Genomic DNA, 22,353 nt, shown 5'->3' with positions numbered 1-22,353 from the left:
GACGGCACCCGAAGTTGAGACCTTCAGAGCACCAGCCGCATCAGAGGCCTTCCCTCCTTTCGCGATGCCACCTCCGCAAATCCGGCGGCTTCGAAAATTCGCCTTGATCCGACATAAAGCCCGACCGACTTCGATTGTTTCGTTCGGTCGATCGGACAGGCGTCGACGACACGCGCCGCAGCAGCACGGGCATGGACAACGGCGGCGGCCAGCATCTGATGGCTCAAGCCCTTGCCGCGCTCCTTCGACACGATGAAGAAGCAGCTCACCGCCCATATGGTCCGGTCTTCCGCGTCCGCCTCATCGAGCGGGCGCGAGACGGTGCGCGGCGAATTCCAGTTCGGCACGTCGGCGCGCGGCCCCACCTGCACCCAGCCGACAGGCCGATCACCGAGGTAACCGATGAGGCCCGGCGCCGGCCCTGCGCTCACGCGCCGGTGCATGAAATCCTTCTTCTCGCTGCCGGCGAAGCTCTTCCGCTCGGCAGGCGACAGGCGAAAATAGGTGCACCAGCAATCGTAGCAGGCGCCTCGTGGCCCCATGACGGCCTCGAAGTCGTCCCAGCGGTCGGTGGTGAGAGGTTGGGCACGGAATCGTTCATACATCGCATTTCCCTTGCCAGCCGAGTCGGGGAAGAGTAACGCTAAGCGTGCGAATGTTCAACATTTGTTCCAGCGATGACAACCGACCCGACCGCGTATCCAGGCTTCTGCCGCGACTGCTTCAGAGGGCAGCCGCAGGGCAATCGTCGCTGCAGCGGCTGCGGCAGCCCCCGGCTCGTCTATCATCCGGAACTCTACAGGCTCACGCTCGCCCACATCGATTGCGACGCCTTCTATGCCTCCATTGAGAAGCGGGACAATCCGGAACTCGCCGACAAGCCGGTGATCATCGGCGGCGGCAAGCGCGGCGTGGTTTCGACCGCCTGCTATATCGCGCGCATCCATGGTGTGCGTTCCGCGATGCCGATGTTCAAGGCGCTGGAGGCCTGCCCGCAGGCCGTCGTCATCAAGCCGGACATGGAGAAATACGCCCGCGTCGGACGCGAGGTGCGGGCGATGATGGAGGAACTGACCCCGCTCGTTCAACCCCTCTCGATCGACGAGGCCTTTCTCGAGCTTTCCGGCACCGAGCGGCTCCACCACGATCCGCCGGCACGCGTGCTTGCCCGTTTTGCCCATCGTGTCGAGCAGGAGGTCGGCATAACCGTCTCCGTCGGCCTCTCCTACTGCAAGTTTCTGGCGAAGGTCGCCTCCGACCTGCAGAAGCCGCGCGGCTTTTCCGTGATCGGCCAGGCGGAGGCGCTGGATTTCCTCGCCCCGCGCCCGGTGACGACGATCTGGGGCGTCGGCAAGGCCTTCGCGGCGACGCTCGAAAGCGACGGCATCCGCACCGTCGGGCAGTTGCAGACCATGGAGGAAACCGATCTCATGCGCCGCTACGGCTCGATCGGCCAGCGGCTCTACAGGCTTTCCCGCGGTATCGACGATCGCGATGTCCACCCGAACGAGGCGGCGAAGAGCGTCTCCGCCGAAACCACATTCTTCGAGGACATCAGCCGCCACGACGATCTCGTCATCCACCTGCGGGCACTCTCGGAAAAGGTCGCCTGGCGGCTGAAGAAGCACGGAATATCGGGGCAAACCGTCGTCCTGAAACTCAAGACGGCGGACTTCAAGGGCCGCACGCGCAACCGGCGCCTGGAGGATCCGACCCAGCTCGCCGACCGCATCTTCCGCACCGGCCTGACGCTGCTCGAAAAGGAGACGGACGGCACGCGCTTCCGGCTGATCGGCATCGGCGTCACCGACCTCAAGGAAGCCTCTGTCGCCGACCCGCCGGACCTCGTCGACGAGCAGGCCGGCCGACGTGCTGCCGCCGAGGCTGCAATGGACACGCTGCGCGACAAGTTCGGCAAGTCGACGGTCGAGACCGGCTACACCTTCGGGCGGCGAAAGTAGGATACCCAGGCGCGCAGGTGCCGGGGAATGCCGAACGTTCCCGAACGCCGCGCGGGCCGCTGCAGCACCGGCTTCTGCGGCTGCGGAAGTGCGGTTCCGTCGGTCGGGCGATAACGACCGGCATTCGCCCCGGACATCGTGTCATGCGACGACCGGAGCCACACAAACTTGTGATCGGCACCTTCCAAGGAAGAAAACCTTCCTTAAACTTCGGCCGTTATTATAGAGACCTGCATCAATACTCGCCCGGTCAGTTTCGCGTTGAGGACGAAATCGCATGCTGAAGTTCCTGCACGTCGCGTGTCTGCTTTCCGCGACAACGCTTGCCTCCCAGAGTCTCGCCGGGGACGGCGGCTCGCTGCAGATCTATGTGTCCAAGGCCGAACAGAGCCTGACGGTCTATGACGGCGACCAGGTGGTCGCCACCTCCCATGTCTCGACCGGCAAACCCGGACACTCGACGCCATCCGGCATCTTCTCGATCCTGGAGAAGCAGCGCTACCACGAGTCCAACCTATACTCGAGCGCTCCGATGCCGTGGATGCAGCGACTCACCTGGTCCGGAGTCGCGCTCCACGAATCGAACAGTGTGCCGAACTATCCGGCCTCGCACGGCTGCGTCCGCCTGCCGCGCGCCTTCGCCAAAGCGCTCTACCAGATGACCGAGCGCGGCGCCCACGTGATCATCACCGACGAACCGGTCACCCCGGCGCCTGTCCGGCACGCAACGCTCTTTCAGCCGCGCAGGGCGATCGATGAAGGACAGCTGCTTTCCGACGCCGAACTGCGGCCATCCACCATAGAGGCGGGACGGAGGCCTGTGCAGGTCGCCATGGTCGAAAAGGAGGCGACGAGCCCGGTGCAGTCAGCCGACGTCTTCGCCGACATTCCGCCGGTGCGCATCCTCATCACCCGGCGCGGCCAGCGCGAGACCTTGATGGACGTGCAGGCGATGCTCACCGAGCTCGGTTTCGACGCCGGTCCCGTCGACGGCTATCTCGGCCGACAGACGATCTCGGCCATTGACGGCTACAAGCGGTGGAAGGGACTGGAAACCAGGGGCGAAATCCTGTCGCCCGAATTCCTGACTCGGATCTATGCAAGCGCCGGAAAGGGTGCACCGCCGCTCGGCCAGATCATGGTGCGGCAGAAATTCAAACCGGTCTTCGAGGCTGCGGTCTCGATCGCCGATCCGCAGAAGCCGCTCGGCACCCATTTCATCGAGGCGACGCATGTCGACATGCTCGCCGGCAGCGCCGAATGGCGTGGTGTCACGCTCGAGAACCATCTCTCCAGTCAGACGATGAAGCGCCTCGGCATCGAAGCCCCCGTGGCCGCTGAGCTCACGCCGACGCTTGCGGAGACGCTCGACCGCATCTCGATCCCCGACGCGGTGCGCCGCAAGATCGAGCCGATGCTCGGCGAAGGCAGCTCGATCACCATTTCCGACGCAGGCGTTGGGCCGGAGACCGGCGACGGAACCGACTTCATCACCGTGACGCGCGAGGTACCGCGCGGCTGACCCAGTCACGCTGTCGCCAAACAGCGGCGGCTACACCAGCTCGACGTCGACGATGCCGGGCGCCGAGCGCAGCGCTGCCGCGATCTCGGGCGAGATGCGATATCTTTCCGAAAGCTCGACCTCGATCTCGCGCTGGCCGTCTTCCTTGATGACGACGAAGGAGACGAGACCGTCGCCTTTCGTGTTGAGATGGGCGGCGACCGCCTTCAGCGGACCGGAATCGCGGACATAGACGCGTAGCGCCTTCTGCATCTGCAGCGACTTTTCTTCGAGCGACTGCGCCGTCTGGATCCTGAGCCCGATACCCTCGGGCCGCTCTTCCGCGGCGACCGTGATGACCACCGATTTGCCGGATTCCAGGAGGTCGCGGTACTGGTTCAGGCCTTCGGAAAACAGGACGGCCTCGAACTGGCCGGAGGAATCCGAAAACGTGACGATGCCCATCTTGTTGCCTGTGCGGGTCTTGCGTTCCTGGCGCCCCGTCACCGTGCCGGCGAGGCGTCCGGCGGTCGCCCCCTGTTTCACCGAAGCGGAGAAATCGGCAAAGGTCTGGACGCGCATCTTCTCGAGGAGCGACCGGTAGGTGTCGAGCGGATGGGCGGAGAGGTAGAAGCCCAGCACCTGGAATTCGCGGTGCAGCTTCTCCGAGGCGAGCCAGGGGGTGTAGGCCGGGAAGACGATCTTCTCCGGTCCTGTCGCGCCACCGGCGCCGAACATGTCGGACTGGCCGCTGACGGCATTCTCCTGCGCGCGCTGCGCATAGCCGAGAATGCGGTCGAGCCCGCCGATCAGTTCCGCCCGGTCGTGACCGAAGCAGTCGAAGGCACCGGCGCAGATCAGGCTTTCGAAGACGCGGCGATTGATCTGCTTCGGATCGATCCGCAGGCAGAAGTCTTCGAGGCTCTCGAAGGGTTTGTCGCCGCGGACCTCGACGATGTGGTCGACGGCCGACTCGCCTACGCCCTTGATGGCGGCGAGTGCATAGTAGATGCAGCGGTCGCCGGTCTGGAAATGACGGAACGAGGTCTGGACCGACGGTGGGACGACCTTGATGCCGAGGCGCCCCGCATCCTGGCGGAAGTCGTTGAGCTTCTCGCTGTTGGCCATATCGTAGGTCATGGTCGCGGCGAGGAACTCGACCGGGTAATGCGCCTTCATGTAGGCCGTCTGATAGGAGACGATCGCGTATGCGGCGGCGTGCGACTTGTTGAAGCCGTAGTTCGCGAACTTGGCGAGCAGGTCGAAGATCACGTCCGCCTGGTTCTTGGACACGCCGTTCTTCACCGCGCCGTCGACGAAGCGGGCGCGCTGCTTGTCCATCTCCTCCTTGATCTTCTTGCCCATGGCACGGCGCAGGAGGTCGGCTTCGCCGAGCGAATAGCCCGACAGGACCTGGGCGATCTGCATCACCTGCTCCTGGTAGACGATGACGCCCTGCGTTTCCTTCAGGAGATAGTCGATCTTCGGATGGATCGACTCGATCTCTTCCTCGCCGTGCTTGCGGGCATTGTAGACCGGGATGTTCTCCATCGGGCCTGGGCGGTAGAGCGCCACCAGCGCGATGATGTCCTCGATGCAGTCCGGCCGCATGCCGATCAGCGCCTTGCGCATGCCGGCACTTTCAACCTGGAACACGCCGACCGTCTCGCCGCGCGAGAGCATCGCGTAGGTTTCCTTGTCGTCGAGCGGAATCGATGCGAGATCAACGGTGACGCCGCGCTGGCGGGCGACGAAATCGACCGCCGTCTTCAGAACCGTCAGCGTCTTCAGGCCGAGGAAGTCGAACTTGACGAGGCCCGCCTGCTCGACCCACTTCATGTTGAACTGCGTGACCGGCATGTCGGAGCGGGGATCACGATACATCGGCACCAGCTTCGACAGCGGCCGGTCGCCGATCACGATACCGGCGGCGTGGGTCGAGGCGTGACGGTAGAGGCCCTCGATCTTCTGGGCGATGTCGAGAAGGCGCGCGACGACCGGCTCGGCTTCCGCCTCCTCGCGCAGCTTCGGCTCCTCCTCGATCGCCTTGGAGAGCGGCGTCGGGTTCGCCGGATTGTTCGGAACCAGCTTGCAGATCTTGTCGACCTGTCCGTAGGGCATCTCCAGAACGCGGCCGACGTCGCGCAACGCCGCGCGCGCCTGCAGCGAACCGAAGGTGATGATCTGCGCCACCTGTTCGCGGCCGTACTTTTTCTGGACGTAGCGGATCACCTCTTCGCGCCGGTCCTGGCAGAAGTCGATGTCGAAGTCCGGCATCGACACGCGCTCCGGATTGAGGAAGCGTTCGAAGAGCAGCGAGAAGCGCAGCGGGTCGACGTCGGTGATGGTGAGGGCATAGGCGACCAGCGAGCCCGCACCTGAACCACGGCCCGGGCCGACCGGAATGTCATGCTGCTTGGCCCACTTGATGAAGTCGGAAACGATCAGGAAGTAACCGGGGAACTTCATGCGCTCGATGATCGAGAGCTCGAATTGCAGCCGCTCGCGGTAATCCTTCTCCTCATAGCCCGGCGCCATTCCGAGCGCTGCGATCCGCCGGTCGAGGCCCTCGACCGCCTGCCGCCTCAGTTCCTCCGCCTCGGCCTTCTCCGCCTCCTCCGGATCGGCACCGACGCCGGCAAAGCGCGGCAGGATCGGCTTGCGCGTGCCGAGCACGAAGGAGCAGCGCATGGCGATCTCGACGGTGTTCTCGATCGCCTCCGGCAGATCGTCGAAGAGCGCCTGCATCTCGGCCCGGCTCTTCAGATAGTGGTCAGGTGTCAGGCGGAAGCGGTTGTCGTCGGAGACGATCGCATTGTGGGCGACCGCCATCAGGGCGTCATGCGCGTCGTAATCCTCCCGCGTCAGGAAGAAGGCTTCGTTGGTCGCAACCAGCGGCAGGCCATGGCGGTAGGCGAGCTGAACCATCCTGATCTCGTGCCGACGATCGTAGTCGCCGTGGCGCTGCAGTTCGACATAGAGCCTGTCGCCGAAAAGCCGCTTCAGCGTCAAAAGCCTCGTTTCCGCCTGCGCGCTGTGTCCTTCCAAAAGCGCGACGTCCACTGGTCCGCCCGAAGCTCCGGTCAGGGCAATCAGCCCCTCCGTCCCGCGTTCCTCCAGCCATGACGCAGCGACATGCACCGCCTGGTGCCCCTCGCCTTCCAGATAGGCCCGGCTGACGAGGTCGACGAGCCGCTCGTAACCGGCCGCGTTCGCCGCGAGCAGCACGATCGCCGGATATCTGGCGGGAGCATGAGACGACCGCTTGTCGTCCCTTGCATCCTCCATGTCGATCGACACCTGACAGCCGATGATCGGCTGCAGCCCGTCGCCGACGGCATACTGCGAGAATTCGAGCGCGACGAAGAGATTGTTGGTGTCCGTGATCGCGATCGCCGGCTGGCCGTCGGCGGCAGCCTTCCGGAGGATCTTCTTCAGCGGCAATGCGCCTTCGAGAAGCGAATAGGCCGAATGCAGGCGCAAATGCACAAAACCCGGCGAACTTGCCTCGCGCCCGCCCTCGTCAACTGCTTCGCCCATATCCGTCATTGCCCGCATCCGATGAATCGGCGCGATTTTCGGTCGCCCCGACAGGGAAGTCCAGCCTTGTCGGCCGGATACGGGTCACTCTCTACAGGATAGGCGCAGGAACCTCAAATCGCCGAGACGATCACCGACAAGCCGGTGACGAACATGAGGATCGAGGCGAATGCGGCGACATCACGGAAAACATCAGTCATGGCTCACTCCTTACTCGTTATGTTTTTATTTTGTTCCCTCTTTGTTCCTTTGTCAACCCAAAAAGGGTCATATGGTTCGATCAACGACGCGAATGCGCGCGAACATAGGGGCAACGCGACTACGGCGCGCCCCTGCAGGGGCTCTCGCCGGGCGAAGACAAAGGAGCGGGAACGTTGGCGGCAGTTTGCGCCGGCACCGCGGCTGTCGTCGCCGCGGCCGTCCGGAAGCGTCTCAGACCGCGTAATCGACGATTTTGCCGTCGACGATCGTCACGCAGCGGTCCATGCGCTGGGCCAGTTCGTGATTATGGGTGGCAATCAGCGCGGCGAGCCCCGACTGGCGGACCAGCGCACGCAAAGCGGAGAAGACGTAGGATGCCGTCTCCGGGTCGAGATTGCCAGTCGGCTCGTCGGCGAGCAGCACGAGCGGCGCGTTGGCGACGGCGCGGGCAATCGCCACGCGCTGCTGTTCGCCGCCCGATAGCTCCGCCGGCCGATGGTCGGCACGGTGGCCGATCCGCATGTAGTCGAGAAGCTGCGTGGCCCGCTCCTTGGCCTCGGCCATGGAAAGCCCGGCGATGAGCTGCGGCATCATGATGTTCTCGAGCGCGGAGAATTCCGGCAGCAGGTGATGGAACTGGTAGACGAAGCCGATCGAGCGCCGCCGCACGGCGGTACGGCGGTCCTCGGAGAGCCCCGAACAGGCTTCCCCGCCGATCACGACTTCGCCGGCGTCGGGATGCTCGAGCAGGCCAGCGACGTGCAGAAGCGTCGACTTGCCCGTTCCCGACGGGGCGACAAGCGCCACCGTCTCGCCGCTCTCGAGGCTGAATTCGGCACCCTTCAGGATGCTCAGCAGCGTCTCGCCCTGCCCGTAATTGCGATCGATCCCGGTAAGCGCGAGGACTTTGTCGGTGGCCATGGAAAGCGGCATCCTTATTCGTAGCGGAGGGCCTGTACGGGGTCGAGCCGCGAGGCGCGCCAGGCGGGGAAGAGCGTCGCCAGGAAGGAGAGCGTCAGCGCCATGATGACGACGGACATCGTCTCGCCGACGTTCATATCGGCCGGAAGCTGGCTCAGGAAGTAGAGTTCAGGATCGAAGAGCACCGTGCCGCTGACCCAGGAGAAGAAGCCGCGGATCGATTCGATGTTGAGGCAGACGACGACACCGAGGGCCACCCCGGCGAAGGTGCCGGTGACGCCGATCGCCGCGCCGGTCATGAAGAAGATGCGCATGATCGAACCGGCGGTCGCACCCATGGTGCGCAGGATCGCGATGTCGCTTCCCTTGTCCTTCACCAGCATGATGAGGCCCGAGATGATGTTGAGCGCGGCGACGAGCACGATCAGCGTCAGGATCATGAACATCACGTTGCGCTCGACCTGCAGGGCCGAGAAGAAGGTCTGGTTGCGCTGGCGCCAGTCGGTGATGAAGATCTGTCGCCCGGCCGCTTCCTCGACCTTCGGCCGCAGCTCGTCGACGAGGTCCGGATCGGCGACGAAAAGTTCGATCGACTGGACGATGCCCTCGGCATTGAAATAGAGCTGCGCCTCCTCGAGCGGCATGTAGATGATCGAGGCGTCGTATTCCGACATGCCGATCTCGAAGATGCCGGAGACGGTATAGGATTTTACCCGCGGATTGACCCCGAGCGGCGTGACATCGCCTTCCGGCGAGACGAGCGTGATCGTATCGCCGGCCGTGAGCCCGAGTTCGTTCGCCATGCGCGAGCCGATAAGGACGCCCTGCCCCGCCGCAAAGCCGACCATGTCGCCGGCACGGATGTTGTTCGAGACCGTCTTGAGCTTGGTGAGGTCGTCGGCGCGGATGCCACGCACCAGCGCACCGGTTCCCGCCCCGCCACGGCCGGAGGCAAGCGTCTGCCCCTCGACGAGCGGCAGCGCCATCGTGACACCGGCGATGCCGGAGAACTTGTCGGCAAGCTCCGCATAGTTGTCGAGCGGTCCGTCGACCGGCTGCACGATCATGTGGCCGTTGATGCCGAGGATTCGCGAGATGAGTTCGGTGCGGAAGCCGTTCATCACCGCCATGACGATGATGAGCGTCGCGACGCCGAGCATGATGCCGACGAAGGAGAAGCCGGCGATCACCGAAATGAACGCCTCCTTCCGCCGGGCGCGCAAATAGCGCCAGGCGACGATGCGCTCGAAGGCGGAGAACGGCCGCGCCGACGGGCTCGGGGTGACCTTGTCCGCCTCGCGGCCTTCGACTGCGCTTGTCATCTCGCCTCCTCGACCGGCAATCAGCCGACCAGCTTGTTGATGGCCGCTTCTACCGTCATTGTTTCACGCGCGCCGGTCTTGCGGTCCTTGAGCTCGACCTCGCCGTTGGCGACAGAGCGCGGGCCGGCGATGACCTGGACGGGAACGCCGATGAGGTCCGCGGTGGCGAACTTGGTACCGGCGCGGTCATCGGTGTCGTCGAGCAGCACGTCCGTGCCGGCGTTCGAAAGCGCAGCATAGATCGCGTCACAGGTGGCGTCGCAGGCCGTGTCGCCGGCCTTCATGTTGATCACGACCGCATCGAAGGGCGCGACCGAGGCCGGCCAGATGATGCCGGTGTCGTCGTGCGAGGCTTCGATGATCGCCGGGACGAGGCGCGTCGGGCCGATGCCGTAGGATCCCATGTGCACGGTATGCTCCTTGCCGTCGGGGCCCTGAACCTTCGCGCCCATCGGCTCGGAATACTTGGTGCCGAAGTAGAAAATATGGCCGACCTCGATGCCGCGCGCGGAAAGGCGCTCGCCTTCCGGAACGGCGGCGAAGGCCGCCTCGTCATGCATCTCGGAGGTCGCGGCGTAGAGCGAGGTCCACTTGTCGAAGATCGCCTGCAGGCCCCGGACATCGTCGAAGTCGGTGTCTACGCCCGGAATGTCGAAATTGACGAAATCCTTGTGGCAGAAGACTTCCGACTCGCCGGTCTCGGCGAGAATGATGAACTCGTGGCTGTGATTGCCGCCGATCGGGCCGGTGTCGGCGCGCATCGGGATCGCCCGGAGGCCGAGCCGGTCGAAGGTGCGCAGATAGGCCGCGAACATCTTGTTGTAGGAGTGCACGGCCGCTTCCATGGTGAGGTCGAAGGAATAGGCGTCCTTCATCATGAATTCGCGCGAGCGCATGGTGCCGAAGCGCGGACGGATCTCATCGCGGAACTTCAACTGGATATGGTAGAGGTTCAGCGGCAGGTCCTTGTAGGACTTGACGTAGGAGCGGAAGATGTCAGTGACCATCTCCTCGTTGGTCGGGCCGTAGAGCATCGGCCGGTCCTGCCGGTCCTTGATGCGCAACATCTCCTTGCCGTAATCATCATAGCGACCGCTCTCCTGCCAGAGTTCGGCCGACTGCAGCGTCGGCATCAGGATCTCGATGGCGCCGGCGCGGTTCTGCTCCTCGCGGATGATCTTGTTGACCTTGTCGAGCACGCGCTTGCCCAGCGGCAGCCAGGAATAGATCCCCTGGCTCTGCTGTCGGATCATGCCGGCACGCAGCATCAGGCGGTGCGAGACGATCTCCGCTTCCTTCGGATTTTCCTTGAGGATGGGCATAAAATAGCGTGACAGACGCATAACGAATTCCAGACAGGTAGTGGCGCCCGCGCATTTTCGCGGAATCAGCCGTGACAACGGTTGGTGTGGCTGCGTTCATAGCTGTTTCCGGATGGGATGAAAACCCGCAACCCGCCTGCCATCCGACGCGCCTGCCCGTCGGCACCTGCACCCGCCACATCGCCTGTCTGCGCGGCGTCCACAGGCTGTCGGCGGGCCTGTTTTGCCCGCTCGGCCTGCGACATTTGGGCATCATCGAATTTTTTCACGGACTGTAGCAAAAATACAAAAATTGGACGTGACAACGTTCAAACTTTGGGCTAGCGTGAGCCCACAAAACAGGCAAGGAGCTTAAATTCTTGCCGTACTCGCGGTTAAATCTTGGGAGGATCAGATCTTTGGCGCGCCCGTTCGCTGCCCCGTAACAGGTTAAGGATCACGCGATACTTTCAAACAAGGTCATACGACCTTGTTTTTTTTTGCTTTCCAGACAACGAGCACGAGCCGAAGATGCTCGAAAGCACGCTTCCAGGGCTGTCAAGCTCGCCCTCGGACGCCAGACACCTCAATCGAAACGCGGCATGATCTGCGGCAGGCTGTCGACACTGATCCCGAAATAGGTCGAGGCGATGAACCACCCCGCGTAGATGACGCCGGAGATCACCGTCGTCAGAAGGACGACACGGCCACCGCGGAACCGGGCCGGCGCACTCCCGACGCTGCCGGGCACCACATCCTTCTCTTCGTCCTGCGTCTTCAGCCCGATCGGCAGAACAGCGAACAGGGTGATCCACCAGATGATGAAATAGACGGCAAAGGACGAGAGAAAGGGCATGTCGAGAACTCCGGGACACCCGCCCGGGTGTCGTCATTTTTTCGAGCCGCGGCACGCCGCGTCGGCACCTTATAGGCCGAACGGATCGCCGGCACAAACCCCCGAGGCAATGATCGCCGGGGCGCTTCGCGCGGCCGGAAGGCACAAAAGCAGAAAGGTCAGAGCTGTTCGAGCTCGATCAGCGTTCCGTTGAAATCCTTCGGATGAAGGAAGAGTACTGGCTTTCCGTGAGCGCCGGTTTTCGGTTCGCCGCCACCGAGCACGCGCGCACCGCTTTCCGTCAGCCGGTCACGCGCGGCGAGAATGTCATCGACCTCGTAACAGATGTGGTGCATGCCGCCGGCGGGGTTCTTCGCGAGAAAGGCCGCGATCGGCGAGTCGGCGCCGAGCGGCTCGAGCAACTCGATCTTGGTGTTCGGCAGTTCCACGAAGACGACGGTGACGCCATGTTCCGGCAGGGACTGCGGCGCGGAGACGGTAGCGCCCAGCATGTCGCGATAGGACGCCGTCGCGGCCTCGAGATCCGGTACGGCGATGGCGACGTGATTGACCCGTCCAAGCATGGAATACTCCCTTCGAACGAAACAGAGATTGCGGACGCGGCGGACCCTATACCGGGAACCGTTCGCCCGTCACTCAGACTTTCGTCACGAAAACGGTCACCACCGGCTTCTTGCCCCAGGCTTCGTTGGCGGCGGCACGAACGGCGCGACGGATGCTCTCGCGCACGACATCGAGGTCCTTGCGCCGGACCCGCGGGATGCTTTCCACCGCGCCGAGGATGGCGTCATAGAGGGTGTCTTCGATGTCCTCACCCTCCTCGTCCACTTGCGGCAGCCCGCAGGCGACAACGTCCGGATCGCCAAGGAAGTCGTAACGGCTGTCGAGCAGCACGTTGACCGAGACATGGCCGACATAGGAAAGCTTGCGGCGTTCGCCGATCCCCATCTCTTCGAAGTCGCCGACGAGCTTGCCGTCCTTGTAGACGCGGCCGAACGGCGCCTGGTCGACGACCTCGGCCGGACCGGGTGCCAGGCGAAGCATGTCGCCGTTGCGCACTTTCGGAACTGTCTTGACGCCAGACTGCAGGGCAAGCTCGGCCTGCGCCGTCAGGTGCGCTGCCTCGCCATGCACCGGCACGACCATCTGCGGCCGGGTCCATTCGTACATCTGCAGCAATTCGTTACGCCGCGGATGGCCGGAGACATGGACCAGCGCCTCGCTGTCGGTGACGATGTGGAGGCCCTGGTCGACCAGGCCGTTCTTGATGTCCTGGATCGCCTTCTCGTTGCCCGGAATGGTCCGCGAGGAGAAGACGATCGTATCGCCGGCGGCGAAGGCGACATTGCGCATTTCGTCACGGGCGATCCTTGCGAGCGCCGCCCGCGGTTCGCCCTGGCTGCCGGTCAGGATGACCACCACCTTGTCGCGCGGAATATAGCCGAACTCGTCTTCGGCGATGAAAGGCTTCACACCCTCCATGAGCCCGATATCGGCGGCGACGGCGACGACGCGCTTCAGCGAACTGCCGAGCAGGAGAACCTCGCGGCCAGCCGCTTCCGCGGCCTGCGCGATCGAGCGGATGCGCCCGACATTCGACGAGAAGGTGGTGATCGCGACGCGCCCTTCCGCCGTCTCGATGATCTGGCGGAGACCGTCGGACACCTGCTGCTCGGACGGCGATACGCCGTCGCGCATGGCGTTCGTGCTGTCGCACATCAGCGCCAGCACGCCCTCGTCGCCGAGCTCGCGGAAACGCGTCTCGTCGGTCAGCGGCCCGAGCGAGGGCGCATGGTCGATCTTCCAGTCGCCCGTGTGGATCACATTGCCGAGCGGCGTGCGGATCACCAGCGACATCGGTTCGGGAATGGAATGGTTGACGCCGACCGCCTCGATGCTGAACGGCCCGACATTGATCCGGTCGCCCGCCTTGAAGGGCGTTACCGGAATATCAGCGCGGCTACCCTCGTAGTCGCGCTTGGCTTCCAGCATCCCGGCGGTGAAGGCAGAGGCATAGACCGGAACGTTGAGGCCCGGCCAGACGTCGTTCAGGCCGCCGTAGTGGTCCTCATGGGCATGGGTGATGATGATGGCCTTGAGGTTGCGCTTCTGCGCCTCGATGAAGCGTATGTCGGGAAGCACGAGGTCGACGCCCGGCAGGTCCGGCCCGGGGAAAGTGACCCCGCAGTCGACCATGATCCATTGGCGGTTCGACGGCGTTCCATAGCCGTATAGTGCGAGGTTCATGCCGATCTCGCCGACGCCGCCGAGCGGCAGGAACACCAGTTCTTCTTGCTTTGCCATTCTTCCCTTGTACCAGTTCAACCAAAGAATACGTCACCGGCCGCGATCGCCATCTGCCCTTCCGGGCCGCGATCGAGCAGGAGATAGCCTTTATCATCAATTCCTGCAAAGTAACCGGAAATCGACCGGTCCGGCAGGTTCACGGTGATTTTTTCGCCGATCCCGCAGGCATGCCGGCGCCAGCGTTCGACGACCGCCGCCGTTCCCCGTCCCGCGTTCCAGAGGTTCAGCACCTCGGCCATAGAAGAGAACAATCGCGCGAAGAGTTCTTCCGGGGAAACCGCCACCCCGTGCTCCGAAAGCGAGGTGACGGGATAGGCCGTACCCTCCGGTTTCCGGACAATGTTGATGCCGATCCCGATCGCGATCGCATGGCGCCCGTCGGGCAGCGCCTCCCCTTCCAGCAGGATGCCGCAGGTCTTCGCCCTGCCGATCAGGATGTCGTTCGGCCACTTGATCTCGAGCGGCAGCGCATCCGCCGGCAGCACGGCACGGATTGCGTCGTGCACGGCAAGGGCAACGGCAAGCGGCAGTGACGAGATATGCTCCATCGGTGCCGCATCGACGAGAAGCAGCGAGGCGTAGAGGTTTCCCGGCTCGGAGACCCATGCCCTGCCGCGCCGGCCGCGTCCGCCCGTCTGGCTTTCGGCGGTCAGCCACAGAAAACCGGAATCGCCCGCGCGAGCGCGGGCGAGACATTCACTGTTGGTGGAGGCGAGGACGCGATGCGCCTCGTGCCGGAAGTCGTCGACCGACAACCGACGGCACGTGCCGTTCCCGCTCAATAGAAGAGGGTCTTGGCTGCAGCCTCGGCCATGACGTCGAGCGGACCGCCGACCAGCAGATAGCCGACGACGAAGAGACCCGACAGACCGAAGACCAGGCGAAGCTCGCCGGCGATGCGGGTGAACTCGACCTTCGCATCATCGAACCACATGACCTTCACGACGCGCAGGTAGTAGTAGGCACCGACGACCGACGAGAGCACGCCGATGATGGCGAGACCATAGAGCTGCGCCTCGACCGCTGCGACGAAGACGAAGTACTTCGCGAAGAAGCCGGCCAGCGGCGGGATGCCGGCGAGCGAGAACATCAGCGCACTCAGCACCACGGCCATGAACGGCTTGGTGGTGGAAAGGCCAGCGAGATCGTCGACGTTCTCGACATTGCCGCCTTCCTTGACGCGCATCGCCATGATGCAGGCGAAGGTGCCGAGCGTGGTGATGAGATATATCGCCAGGTAGACGATGACGCCCGTCACACCCGTCTTCGAGCCGGCGGCAAGACCAACGAGCGCGTAGCCCATGTGACCGATCGAGGAATAGGCCATCAGTCGCTTGATGTTGCGCTGGCCGATCGCGGCGAACGAACCGAGCAGCATCGAGGCGAGCGAGATGAAGACGACGACCTGCTGCCATTCGACGAAGACCGGCTGGAAGGCACCGATGACCAGACGGACGAAGATCGCCATCGCACCGATCTTCGGGGCGGCGGCGAGGAAGGCGGTGACCGGCGTCGGCGCGCCTTCGTAGACGTCCGGCGTCCACATGTGGAACGGCACGGCGGAAATCTTGAACGCGAGGCCGGCGAGGATGAAGACGAGGCCGAAGATCAGCCCGAGCTGCGGCTTGCCCGCCATCAGGACCTTGGCGATCTCGTCGAAGCCGGTGTTGCCGGTGAAGCCGTAGACCAGCGACATGCCGTAGAGCAGCATGCCGGACGACAGTGCGCCGAGGACGAAATACTTCAGGCCGGCTTCCGTCGAGCGCAAGCTGTCACGGTTGATCGCCGCAACGACGTAGAGCGCCAGCGACTGCAGTTCCAGCGACAGGTAAAGCGAGATGAGATCGTTCGCCGAAATCATCAGCATGATGCCGAGCGTCGCCAGCACCAGGAGGACCGGGAATTCGAAACGGTCGAGATGGTCGAAGCGGGCGTGGCCGACCGCCATGATCATCGCCGTCACCGAACCGATCAGCGCGAGAACCTTCATGAAGCGGGCATAGCCGTCCGCCAGATAGGCGCCGCCGAAGGCAGAACCTTCCGCGGGTACCAGCACCATCCACAGGCCCGAGGCGATCAGCAGCGCCACGGCAAGTCCGGTCACCGTCGGCGTGGACTTGTCTCCGGAGAATACGCCAATCATCAGCAGCACCAGGGCACCGACCGCGAGGATCAGTTCCGGTGTGACGAGATGCAGGCTTGCAACGAGTGTTTCAGCGTTCATGTCCAAAGGGTCCTGTCGTCAATTCACCGTGAGCGCAACGTTCTGCGCCGCCTGCAATGCTGCCGAATAGTTGTTCACCAGAAGCTCGACCGAAGCGGCCGTGGCATCGAAGATCGGAGCCGGATAGACGCCGAAGAAAATGGTGAGCGCAATCAGCGGATAGAGAATGAACTTCTCGCGGAGCGAGAGGTCGAGCATGGCCTTCAGGCTTTCCTTCTCGAGCGCGCCGAACACGACCCGGCGATAGAGCCAGAGCGCGTAAGCGGCCGAGAGGATGACGCCGGTCGCAGCGAAGAGCGCAACCCAGGTGTTGGCGCGGAAGACGCCGATCAGGGTCAGGAACTCGCCGATGAAGCCCGACGTGCCCGGAAGGCCGACATTCGCCATGGTGAAGACCATGAAGGCGACGGCGTATTTCGGCATGTTGTTCACCAGCCCGCCATAGGCCGCGATCTCGCGGGTATGCAGGCGGTCGTAGATCACGCCGACGCAGAAGAAGAGCGCGGCCGATACGAAGCCGTGGCTCAGCATCTGGAAGATCGCGCCCTGCACGCCCTGCACGTTCGCCGCAAACGTACCCATGGTGACATAGCCCATGTGCGCGATCGACGAATAGGCGATCAGCTTCTTCATGTCCTCCTGCATCATCGCCACCAGCGAGGTGTAGATGATCGCGATCACCGACATGGTGTAAACGAGCGGCGCGAAATAGTCCGACGCCAGCGGGAACATCGGCAGCGAGAAGCGCAGCAGGCCGTAACCGCCAAGCTTCAGCAGGATGCCCGCCAGGATCATCGAGCCGGCCGTCGGGGCCTGCACGTGCGCATCCGGCAGCCAGGTGTGGACCGGCCACATCGGCATCTTCACCGCGAAGGAGGCGAAGAAGGCGAGCCACAGCCAGGTTTGCATCTGCGCCGGGAACTTGTGGGCGAGCAGCTGCGTGATGTCGGTCGTGCCGGCATCCCAGTACATCGCCATGATGGCGATCAGCATCAGCACCGAGCCGGCGAGCGTGTAGAGGAAGAACTTGTAGGACGCGTAGACGCGATCCTTGCCGCCCCAGACGCCGATGATGATGAACATCGGGATCAGGCCTGCCTCGAAGTAGACGTAGAACAGCACGATGTCGAGCGCCACGAACACCCCGATCATCAGGGTTTCGAGGAGCAGGAATGCGATCATGTAGTCCTTCAGGCGCTTCTCGACCGAGACCCAGCTCGCGAGGATGCAGAAGGGCATGAGCAGCGTCGTCAGGATGACGAACAGCATCGAGATGCCGTCGACGCCGACATGGTAGGAAATGCCGGTTCCGAGCCAGGCGTGCTTTTCCACCATCTGGAAGCCGGGGTTCGAATTGTCGAAGCCGATCCAGATGAAGAGCGAGACGACGAAGGTGAAGACCGTCGTCAGCAGCGCCACGTTGCGGATATTGCGGCGGCCGAGGGCGGTATCCTCCCGGGTCAGCAGGAGAAGTGCCACGCCGACCAGCGGCAGGAAGGTGACCGTTGAAAGAATGGGCCAATCGGTCATCAGAAGGAACTCCCGAGCATCATCCAGGTAATGAGGGCCGCAACGCCGATCAGCATCGCGAAGGCATAGTGATAGAGGTAACCCGACTGCAGGCGGACAACCCTCTGGGTCACGTCGACGACGGCCGCGGCGACGCCGTTCGGGCCGTAGGTGTCGATGACACCGACGTCACCCTTCTTCCACAGGAACCGGCCGAGGGCCTTCGCCGAACGGACGAAGAGCAGATCGTAGAGTTCGTCGAAGTACCACTTGTTGAGCAGGAACTGGTAGAGCACGCGGTGCTGCTCGGCCAGGACCTTCGGGGTCGAGGGCGACTTGATGTACATGTACCAGGCGGTCACGAAGCCGGTCAGCATGGCGACGAAGGGGCTCCACTTCACCCAGGTCGGGACGCCGTGGAACTGTTCGAGGATCTCGTTTTCCGGCAGCGTGAAGAGCGCGCCCTTCCAGAACTCGCCGTATTCGTGGCCGAAGAAGTAGCCCTCGAAGGCAACGCCGGCAAAGACCGCACCGAGCGCGAGCAAGGCGAGCGGCGCCAGCATCACCATCGGCGATTCATGCACGTGGTGCATGACGTCGGCGGACGCCCGCGGCTTGCCGAAGAAGGTGAGGAAGGCAAGGCGCCAGGAATAGAAGCTGGTGAACAGCGCCGCGATGACGAGCAGCGTGAAGGCGAAGCCCGAGACCGCCGAATGCGAGGCGTAGGCCGACTCGATGATGACGTCCTTCGAGAAGAAGCCGGCGAAACCGATCATCGTTCCCGGGATGCCGACGCCCGTCAGCGCCAGCGTGCCGATGGTCATCGCCCAGAAGGTGAGCGGAATGTGCTTCCTGAGGCCGCCCATGTAGCGCATGTCCTGCTCGCCGTCGACGGCATGGATGACCGAGCCGGCGCCGAGGAAGAGCAGTGCCTTGAAGAAGGCGTGCGTGAAGAGGTGGAAGATCGCCGCGCCATAGGCTCCGACGCCGAGGGCCACGAACATGTAGCCGAGCTGCGAGCAGGTCGAATAGGCGATGACGCGCTTGATGTCGTTCTGCACGAGGCCGACGGTCGCCGCGAAGAAGGCGGTGATCGCACCGATCAGCGTGACGAAGGTCAGAGCGTTCGGCGAGAGTTCGAAAAGCGGCGACATGCGGGCGACGAGGAAGACGCCGGCGGTGACCATGGTGGCGGCATGGATGAGGGCCGAAACCGGGGTCGGGCCTTCCATCGCGTCCGGCAGCCAGGTGTGCAGCAGGAACTGCGCCGACTTGCCCATCGCGCCCATGAAGAGCAGCAGACAGACGGCGGTCATCGCATGTGCCTTGTCGAGGCTCATGCCGAAGAGATTGATGACGGCTTCGCCGCCTTCCGCACCCTCGGCCGGCAGATAGCTCTGCGCGGCGGCGAAGATCGTCTCGAAGTTGATCGAGCCGAACAGCACGAAGATGCCGGCGATGCCGAGGATGAAGCCGAAGTCACCGACGCGGTTGACGATGAAGGCCTTCATCGCCGCGGCGCAGGCCGACGGCTTCTTGAACCAGAAGCCGATGAGCAGGTACGAGGCGAGACCGACGCCTTCCCAGCCGAAGAACATCTGCAGCAGGTTGTCGGAGGTCACCAGCATCAGCATGGCGAAGGTGAACAGCGACAGATAGGAGAAGAAGCGCGGCCGGTCCGGATCGTGGTGCATGTAGCCGATCGAGTAGACGTGGACCAGCGTCGAGACGCTGTTGACGACGACCAGCATGACGGCGGTCAGCGTGTCGATCCGCAGCGACCATTCGACGTCGATGCCGCCGGACTGGATCCAGCGCAGCACGGAGACCTTGATGACCTCGTGCCCCTCGCCGAAGCCGACGTTGACGAAGACGACCCACGAGAGAACCGCCGTGACGATCATCAGGCCGCTGGTGATGTATTCGGAGGCCTTGGCGCCGATCTGGCGACCGAGCAGGCCGGCGATCAGCGCGCCGATCAGTGGAAGAAAGACGATAGCCTTATACAAAATCATAGCTTTATCAGCCCTTCATCATATTGATGTCTTCGACGGCGATGGAGCCGCGGTTGCGGTAGAAGACAACGAGAATAGCAAGACCGATCGCCGCTTCTGCCGCAGCGACGGTCAGGATGAACAGGGCGAAGACCTGGCCGACCATGTCGTTGAGGAAGGCGGAGAACGCCACCATGTTCAGGTTGACCGCGAGCAGGATGAGCTCGATCGACATGAGGATGACGATGACGTTCTTGCGGTTCAGGAAAATGCCGAACACGCCGAGGGTGAAGAGAATGGCACTGACCGTCAGGTAATGGGAAAGACCGATTTCCATGTTTTCTGTTCCTTGACCTCGTGCTGCCTCAGACGCCCTGCCCCGGCTTGACCTTGACCACCTTGACGGCGGTCGCGGGCGTGCGGGCAACCTGTCTGGAAATGTCCTGCCGCTTGATGTTGGTGCGGTGACGCAGCGTCAGCACGATCGCGCCGATCATCGCCACCAGCAGCACCAGGCCGGCAATCTGGAAGAAGTAGACGTAGTTCGTATAGAGCACATCGCCGAGGGCTGCGGTGTTCTGGCGTTCGGCAAGCGCCGGGATCGGCATGGTGACTGCGTTCATCGCTTCCGGCGAAATGACGCTGCCGCCGATGACGAGCACCAGTTCCGCCGCCACGACCACACCGATGAGCGTGGCGATCGGCGCATATTTCAGCGCTCCGGACCTGAGCTCGGTGAAGTCGATGTCGAGCATCATGACGACGAAGAGGAAGAGCACCGCCACGGCGCCGACATAGACGACCAGCAGGATCATCGCCAGGAATTCCGCGCCCGTCAGAAGGAACAGGCCGGCGGCGTTAACGAAGGTGAGGATGAGGAACAGAACCGAGTGGACCGGGTTCCGTGCCGAGATCACCATGAACGCCGAAGCCACGGCGACAAAGGCAAAGAGATAGAAAAAAAGAGCCTGAAGACCCATGTTGCTGCCTTTTCATCTTCCCCGGGACGCGCGTCCGCGCCGCCGTCCGATGGGACGCTGCCGGTAATCCCCTACCGGCTGGACGCCCCTGTTCAAAACTCATGTGCCGCGACGACGCCTGCTTGCCGGCGTCGCCACGATCGATGTCGCCCGCCGATCAGCGGTACGGAGCATCCAGCGCGATGTTGCGCGCGATTTCCCGTTCCCATCGATCGCCGTTGTCGAGAAGCCGCGCCTTGTCGAAGTAAAGTTCCTCGCGCGTCTCGGTGGCGAACTCGAAATTCGGCCCTTCGACGATCGCCTCGACCGGGCATGCTTCCTGACAGAAGCCGCAATAGATGCACTTCACCATGTCGATGTCGTAGCGCACCGTACGGCGGGTGCCGTCGTTGCGGCGCGGACCGGCCTCGATGGTGATCGCCTGGGCCGGACAGATCGCCTCGCAGAGCTTGCAGGCGATGCAGCGTTCTTCGCCGTTCGGATAGCGGCGCAGTGCGTGCTCGCCACGGAAGCGCGGCGACAGCGGCCCCTTCTCGAAGGGATAGTTGATCGTGGCCTTGGGCGCGAAGAAGTAGCGCATCGACAGGAAGAAGGCGCCGACGAACTCCTTCAGGAACAGGGAATTGATAGCCTGGGAGAGACCAGCCATCTTAACCTCCAAATCTGCCGAGGGACGGAACGGACATCATCATGCCCATCCCATCAGCTTCAGCACGAATGCAACGATGACGACCATGGCGAGCGAGAGCGGCAGGAAAACCTTCCAGCCGAGACGCATCAGTTGGTCGTAGCGATAGCGCGGCACGAAGGCCTTCACCATCGCGAACATGAAGAACACCATCGAGGCCTTGAGCACAAACCAGACGATGCCGGGTACCCAGTTGAGGATGGCGATATCGACCGGCGGCAGCCAGCCACCGAGGAACAGGATGGTCGTGAGCGCGCACATCAGCACGATCGCAGCGTATTCGCCGAGCATGAACATCATGTACGGGGTCGAGCCGTATTCGACCATGAAGCCGGCCACCAGTTCCGATTCCGCTTCCGGAAGGTCGAAGGGCGGGCGGTTCGTCTCGGCGAGTGCCGAGATGAAGAAGACGATGAACATCGGGAACAGCGCCAGCCAGTGCCAGTCGAGGAAGGAGCTCGGCATGCCGAACATGGTTCCGAGGCCGTCCTTCTGGGCGTTGACGATGTCCGAGAGATTGAGCGAACCGACGCAGAGCAGGACGGTGACGATCACGAAGCCGATCGAGACTTCATAGGATACCATCTGCGCGGCCGAACGCAGCGCGCCGAGGAACGGGTACTTCGAGTTCGAAGCCCAGCCGCCCATGATGATGCCGTAGACCTCGAGCGAGGAGATCGCGAAGACGTAGAGGATGCCGACATTGATGTTGGCGATCACCCAGCCGTCGGCGAGCGGCACGACCGCCCAGGTGGCGAGTGCCAGCATCACCGCGACGAGCGGTGCGAGCAGGAAGACGCCCTTGTTGGCGCCGGCCGGAATGACCGGTTCCTTGAAGACGAATTTCAGCAGGTCGGCGAAGGACTGGAAGAGACCCCACGGGCCGACGACGTTCGGACCGCGGCGCATCTGCACCGCCGCCCAGATCTTGCGGTCGGCAAGCAGGACATAGGCGATGAACAGCAGCAGGGCGACCAGCAGCAGCAGCGACTGGGCGATCATGATGGCCGCCGGCCAGACATAGGTTGAAACGAAAGAATCCATGTTC

General features: G+C 63.3%; 18 protein-coding genes. 2 read left to right on the top strand and 16 right to left on the bottom strand.

Features of this window, described 5'->3' with window-relative positions; genetic code table 11:
* Nucleotides 1-23 precede the first annotated feature (23 nt).
* Complete coding sequence (locus DFR48_RS05510; RefSeq protein WP_114362208.1) at nt 24-605, bottom strand: GNAT family N-acetyltransferase; 582 nt, start codon at nt 603-605, stop codon at nt 24-26.
* A gap of 72 nt (nt 606-677) precedes the next feature.
* Here DFR48_RS05510 and DFR48_RS05505 point away from each other — a divergent pair, with 72 nt between their 5' ends.
* Both DFR48_RS05505 and DFR48_RS05495 read left to right on the top strand, forming a co-directional pair.
* A complete protein-coding gene (locus DFR48_RS05505) occupies nt 678-1,961 on the top strand; it encodes a DNA polymerase IV (protein ID WP_114362207.1) in 1,284 nt (427 codons plus the stop codon).
* 277 nt (nt 1,962-2,238) lie between these two features.
* Nucleotides 2,239-3,483 carry a L,D-transpeptidase family protein gene (locus DFR48_RS05495; RefSeq protein WP_114362188.1) on the top strand — a complete coding sequence of 415 codons (1,245 nt, stop codon included), beginning with the start codon at nt 2,239-2,241 and terminating at the stop codon, nt 3,481-3,483.
* Nucleotides 3,484-3,513: 30 nt separating this feature from the next.
* On the opposite strand, the gene dnaE is transcribed toward DFR48_RS05495, so the two are convergent.
* The 15 genes from dnaE to nuoH all read right to left on the bottom strand — a co-directional run bounded on the left by dnaE (nt 3,514) and on the right by nuoH (nt 22,349).
* A complete protein-coding gene (gene dnaE, locus DFR48_RS05490) occupies nt 3,514-7,002 on the bottom strand; it encodes a DNA polymerase III subunit alpha (RefSeq protein WP_114362326.1) in 3,489 nt (1,162 codons plus the stop codon).
* 432 nt (nt 7,003-7,434) lie between these two features.
* On the bottom strand, nt 7,435-8,124 hold the full coding sequence (locus DFR48_RS05485) for an ABC transporter ATP-binding protein (RefSeq protein WP_114362325.1): 690 nt from the start codon (nt 8,122-8,124) through the stop codon (nt 7,435-7,437).
* A 14-nt stretch (nt 8,125-8,138) separates the two neighbouring features.
* Nucleotides 8,139-9,446 (bottom strand): lipoprotein-releasing ABC transporter permease subunit, encoded by a 1,308-nt coding sequence (locus DFR48_RS05480; protein ID WP_112687168.1) that lies wholly within the window; start codon nt 9,444-9,446, stop codon nt 8,139-8,141.
* Between the two features lie 20 nt (nt 9,447-9,466).
* A complete protein-coding gene (gene proS, locus DFR48_RS05475; protein WP_114362187.1) occupies nt 9,467-10,789 on the bottom strand; it encodes a proline--tRNA ligase in 1,323 nt (440 codons plus the stop codon).
* A 544-nt stretch (nt 10,790-11,333) separates the two neighbouring features.
* Complete coding sequence (locus DFR48_RS05470) at nt 11,334-11,603, bottom strand: DUF1467 family protein (protein ID WP_114362185.1); 270 nt, start codon at nt 11,601-11,603, stop codon at nt 11,334-11,336.
* Between the two features lie 158 nt (nt 11,604-11,761).
* A complete protein-coding gene (mce, locus tag DFR48_RS05465; protein ID WP_114362183.1) occupies nt 11,762-12,166 on the bottom strand; it encodes a methylmalonyl-CoA epimerase in 405 nt (134 codons plus the stop codon).
* Between the two features lie 73 nt (nt 12,167-12,239).
* Nucleotides 12,240-13,907 carry a ribonuclease J gene (locus DFR48_RS05460; RefSeq protein ID WP_114362182.1) on the bottom strand — a complete coding sequence of 556 codons (1,668 nt, stop codon included), beginning with the start codon at nt 13,905-13,907 and terminating at the stop codon, nt 12,240-12,242.
* 17 nt (nt 13,908-13,924) lie between these two features.
* Complete coding sequence (locus DFR48_RS05455) at nt 13,925-14,692, bottom strand: biotin--[acetyl-CoA-carboxylase] ligase (RefSeq protein ID WP_114362180.1); 768 nt, start codon at nt 14,690-14,692, stop codon at nt 13,925-13,927.
* On the bottom strand, nt 14,689-16,134 hold the full coding sequence (nuoN, locus tag DFR48_RS05450; RefSeq protein ID WP_114362324.1) for an NADH-quinone oxidoreductase subunit NuoN: 1,446 nt from the start codon (nt 16,132-16,134) through the stop codon (nt 14,689-14,691). The genes DFR48_RS05455 and nuoN overlap by 4 nt, the downstream gene beginning before the upstream one ends.
* Before the next feature lie 18 nt (nt 16,135-16,152).
* Complete coding sequence (locus DFR48_RS05445) at nt 16,153-17,664, bottom strand: NADH-quinone oxidoreductase subunit M (RefSeq protein WP_114362179.1); 1,512 nt, start codon at nt 17,662-17,664, stop codon at nt 16,153-16,155.
* Entirely contained in the window at nt 17,664-19,658 is a 1,995-nt protein-coding gene (nuoL, locus tag DFR48_RS05440) for an NADH-quinone oxidoreductase subunit L (RefSeq protein ID WP_170141804.1), read from the bottom strand. Before nuoL ends, DFR48_RS05445 begins: the two co-directional genes overlap by 1 nt.
* A 7-nt stretch (nt 19,659-19,665) precedes the next feature.
* Nucleotides 19,666-19,974 (bottom strand): NADH-quinone oxidoreductase subunit NuoK, encoded by a 309-nt coding sequence (gene nuoK / locus DFR48_RS05435; RefSeq protein WP_112687152.1) that lies wholly within the window; start codon nt 19,972-19,974, stop codon nt 19,666-19,668.
* Between the two features lie 28 nt (nt 19,975-20,002).
* The gene (locus DFR48_RS05430; protein ID WP_114362177.1) at nt 20,003-20,617 is read right to left on the bottom strand and encodes an NADH-quinone oxidoreductase subunit J; all 615 of its coding nucleotides are present in this window, start codon (nt 20,615-20,617) and stop codon (nt 20,003-20,005) included.
* 157 nt (nt 20,618-20,774) lie between these two features.
* A complete protein-coding gene (nuoI, locus tag DFR48_RS05425; protein WP_112687148.1) occupies nt 20,775-21,266 on the bottom strand; it encodes an NADH-quinone oxidoreductase subunit NuoI in 492 nt (163 codons plus the stop codon).
* A 39-nt stretch (nt 21,267-21,305) separates the two neighbouring features.
* On the bottom strand, nt 21,306-22,349 hold the full coding sequence (gene nuoH / locus DFR48_RS05420) for an NADH-quinone oxidoreductase subunit NuoH (protein WP_114362175.1): 1,044 nt from the start codon (nt 22,347-22,349) through the stop codon (nt 21,306-21,308).
* Nucleotides 22,350-22,353: the final 4 nt, after the last annotated feature.

The organism is Ciceribacter lividus, from assembly GCF_003337715.1.
Classification (GTDB): domain Bacteria; phylum Pseudomonadota; class Alphaproteobacteria; order Rhizobiales; family Rhizobiaceae; genus Allorhizobium; species Allorhizobium lividum.
This window is presented reverse-complemented; position numbering and strand designations above follow the sequence as displayed.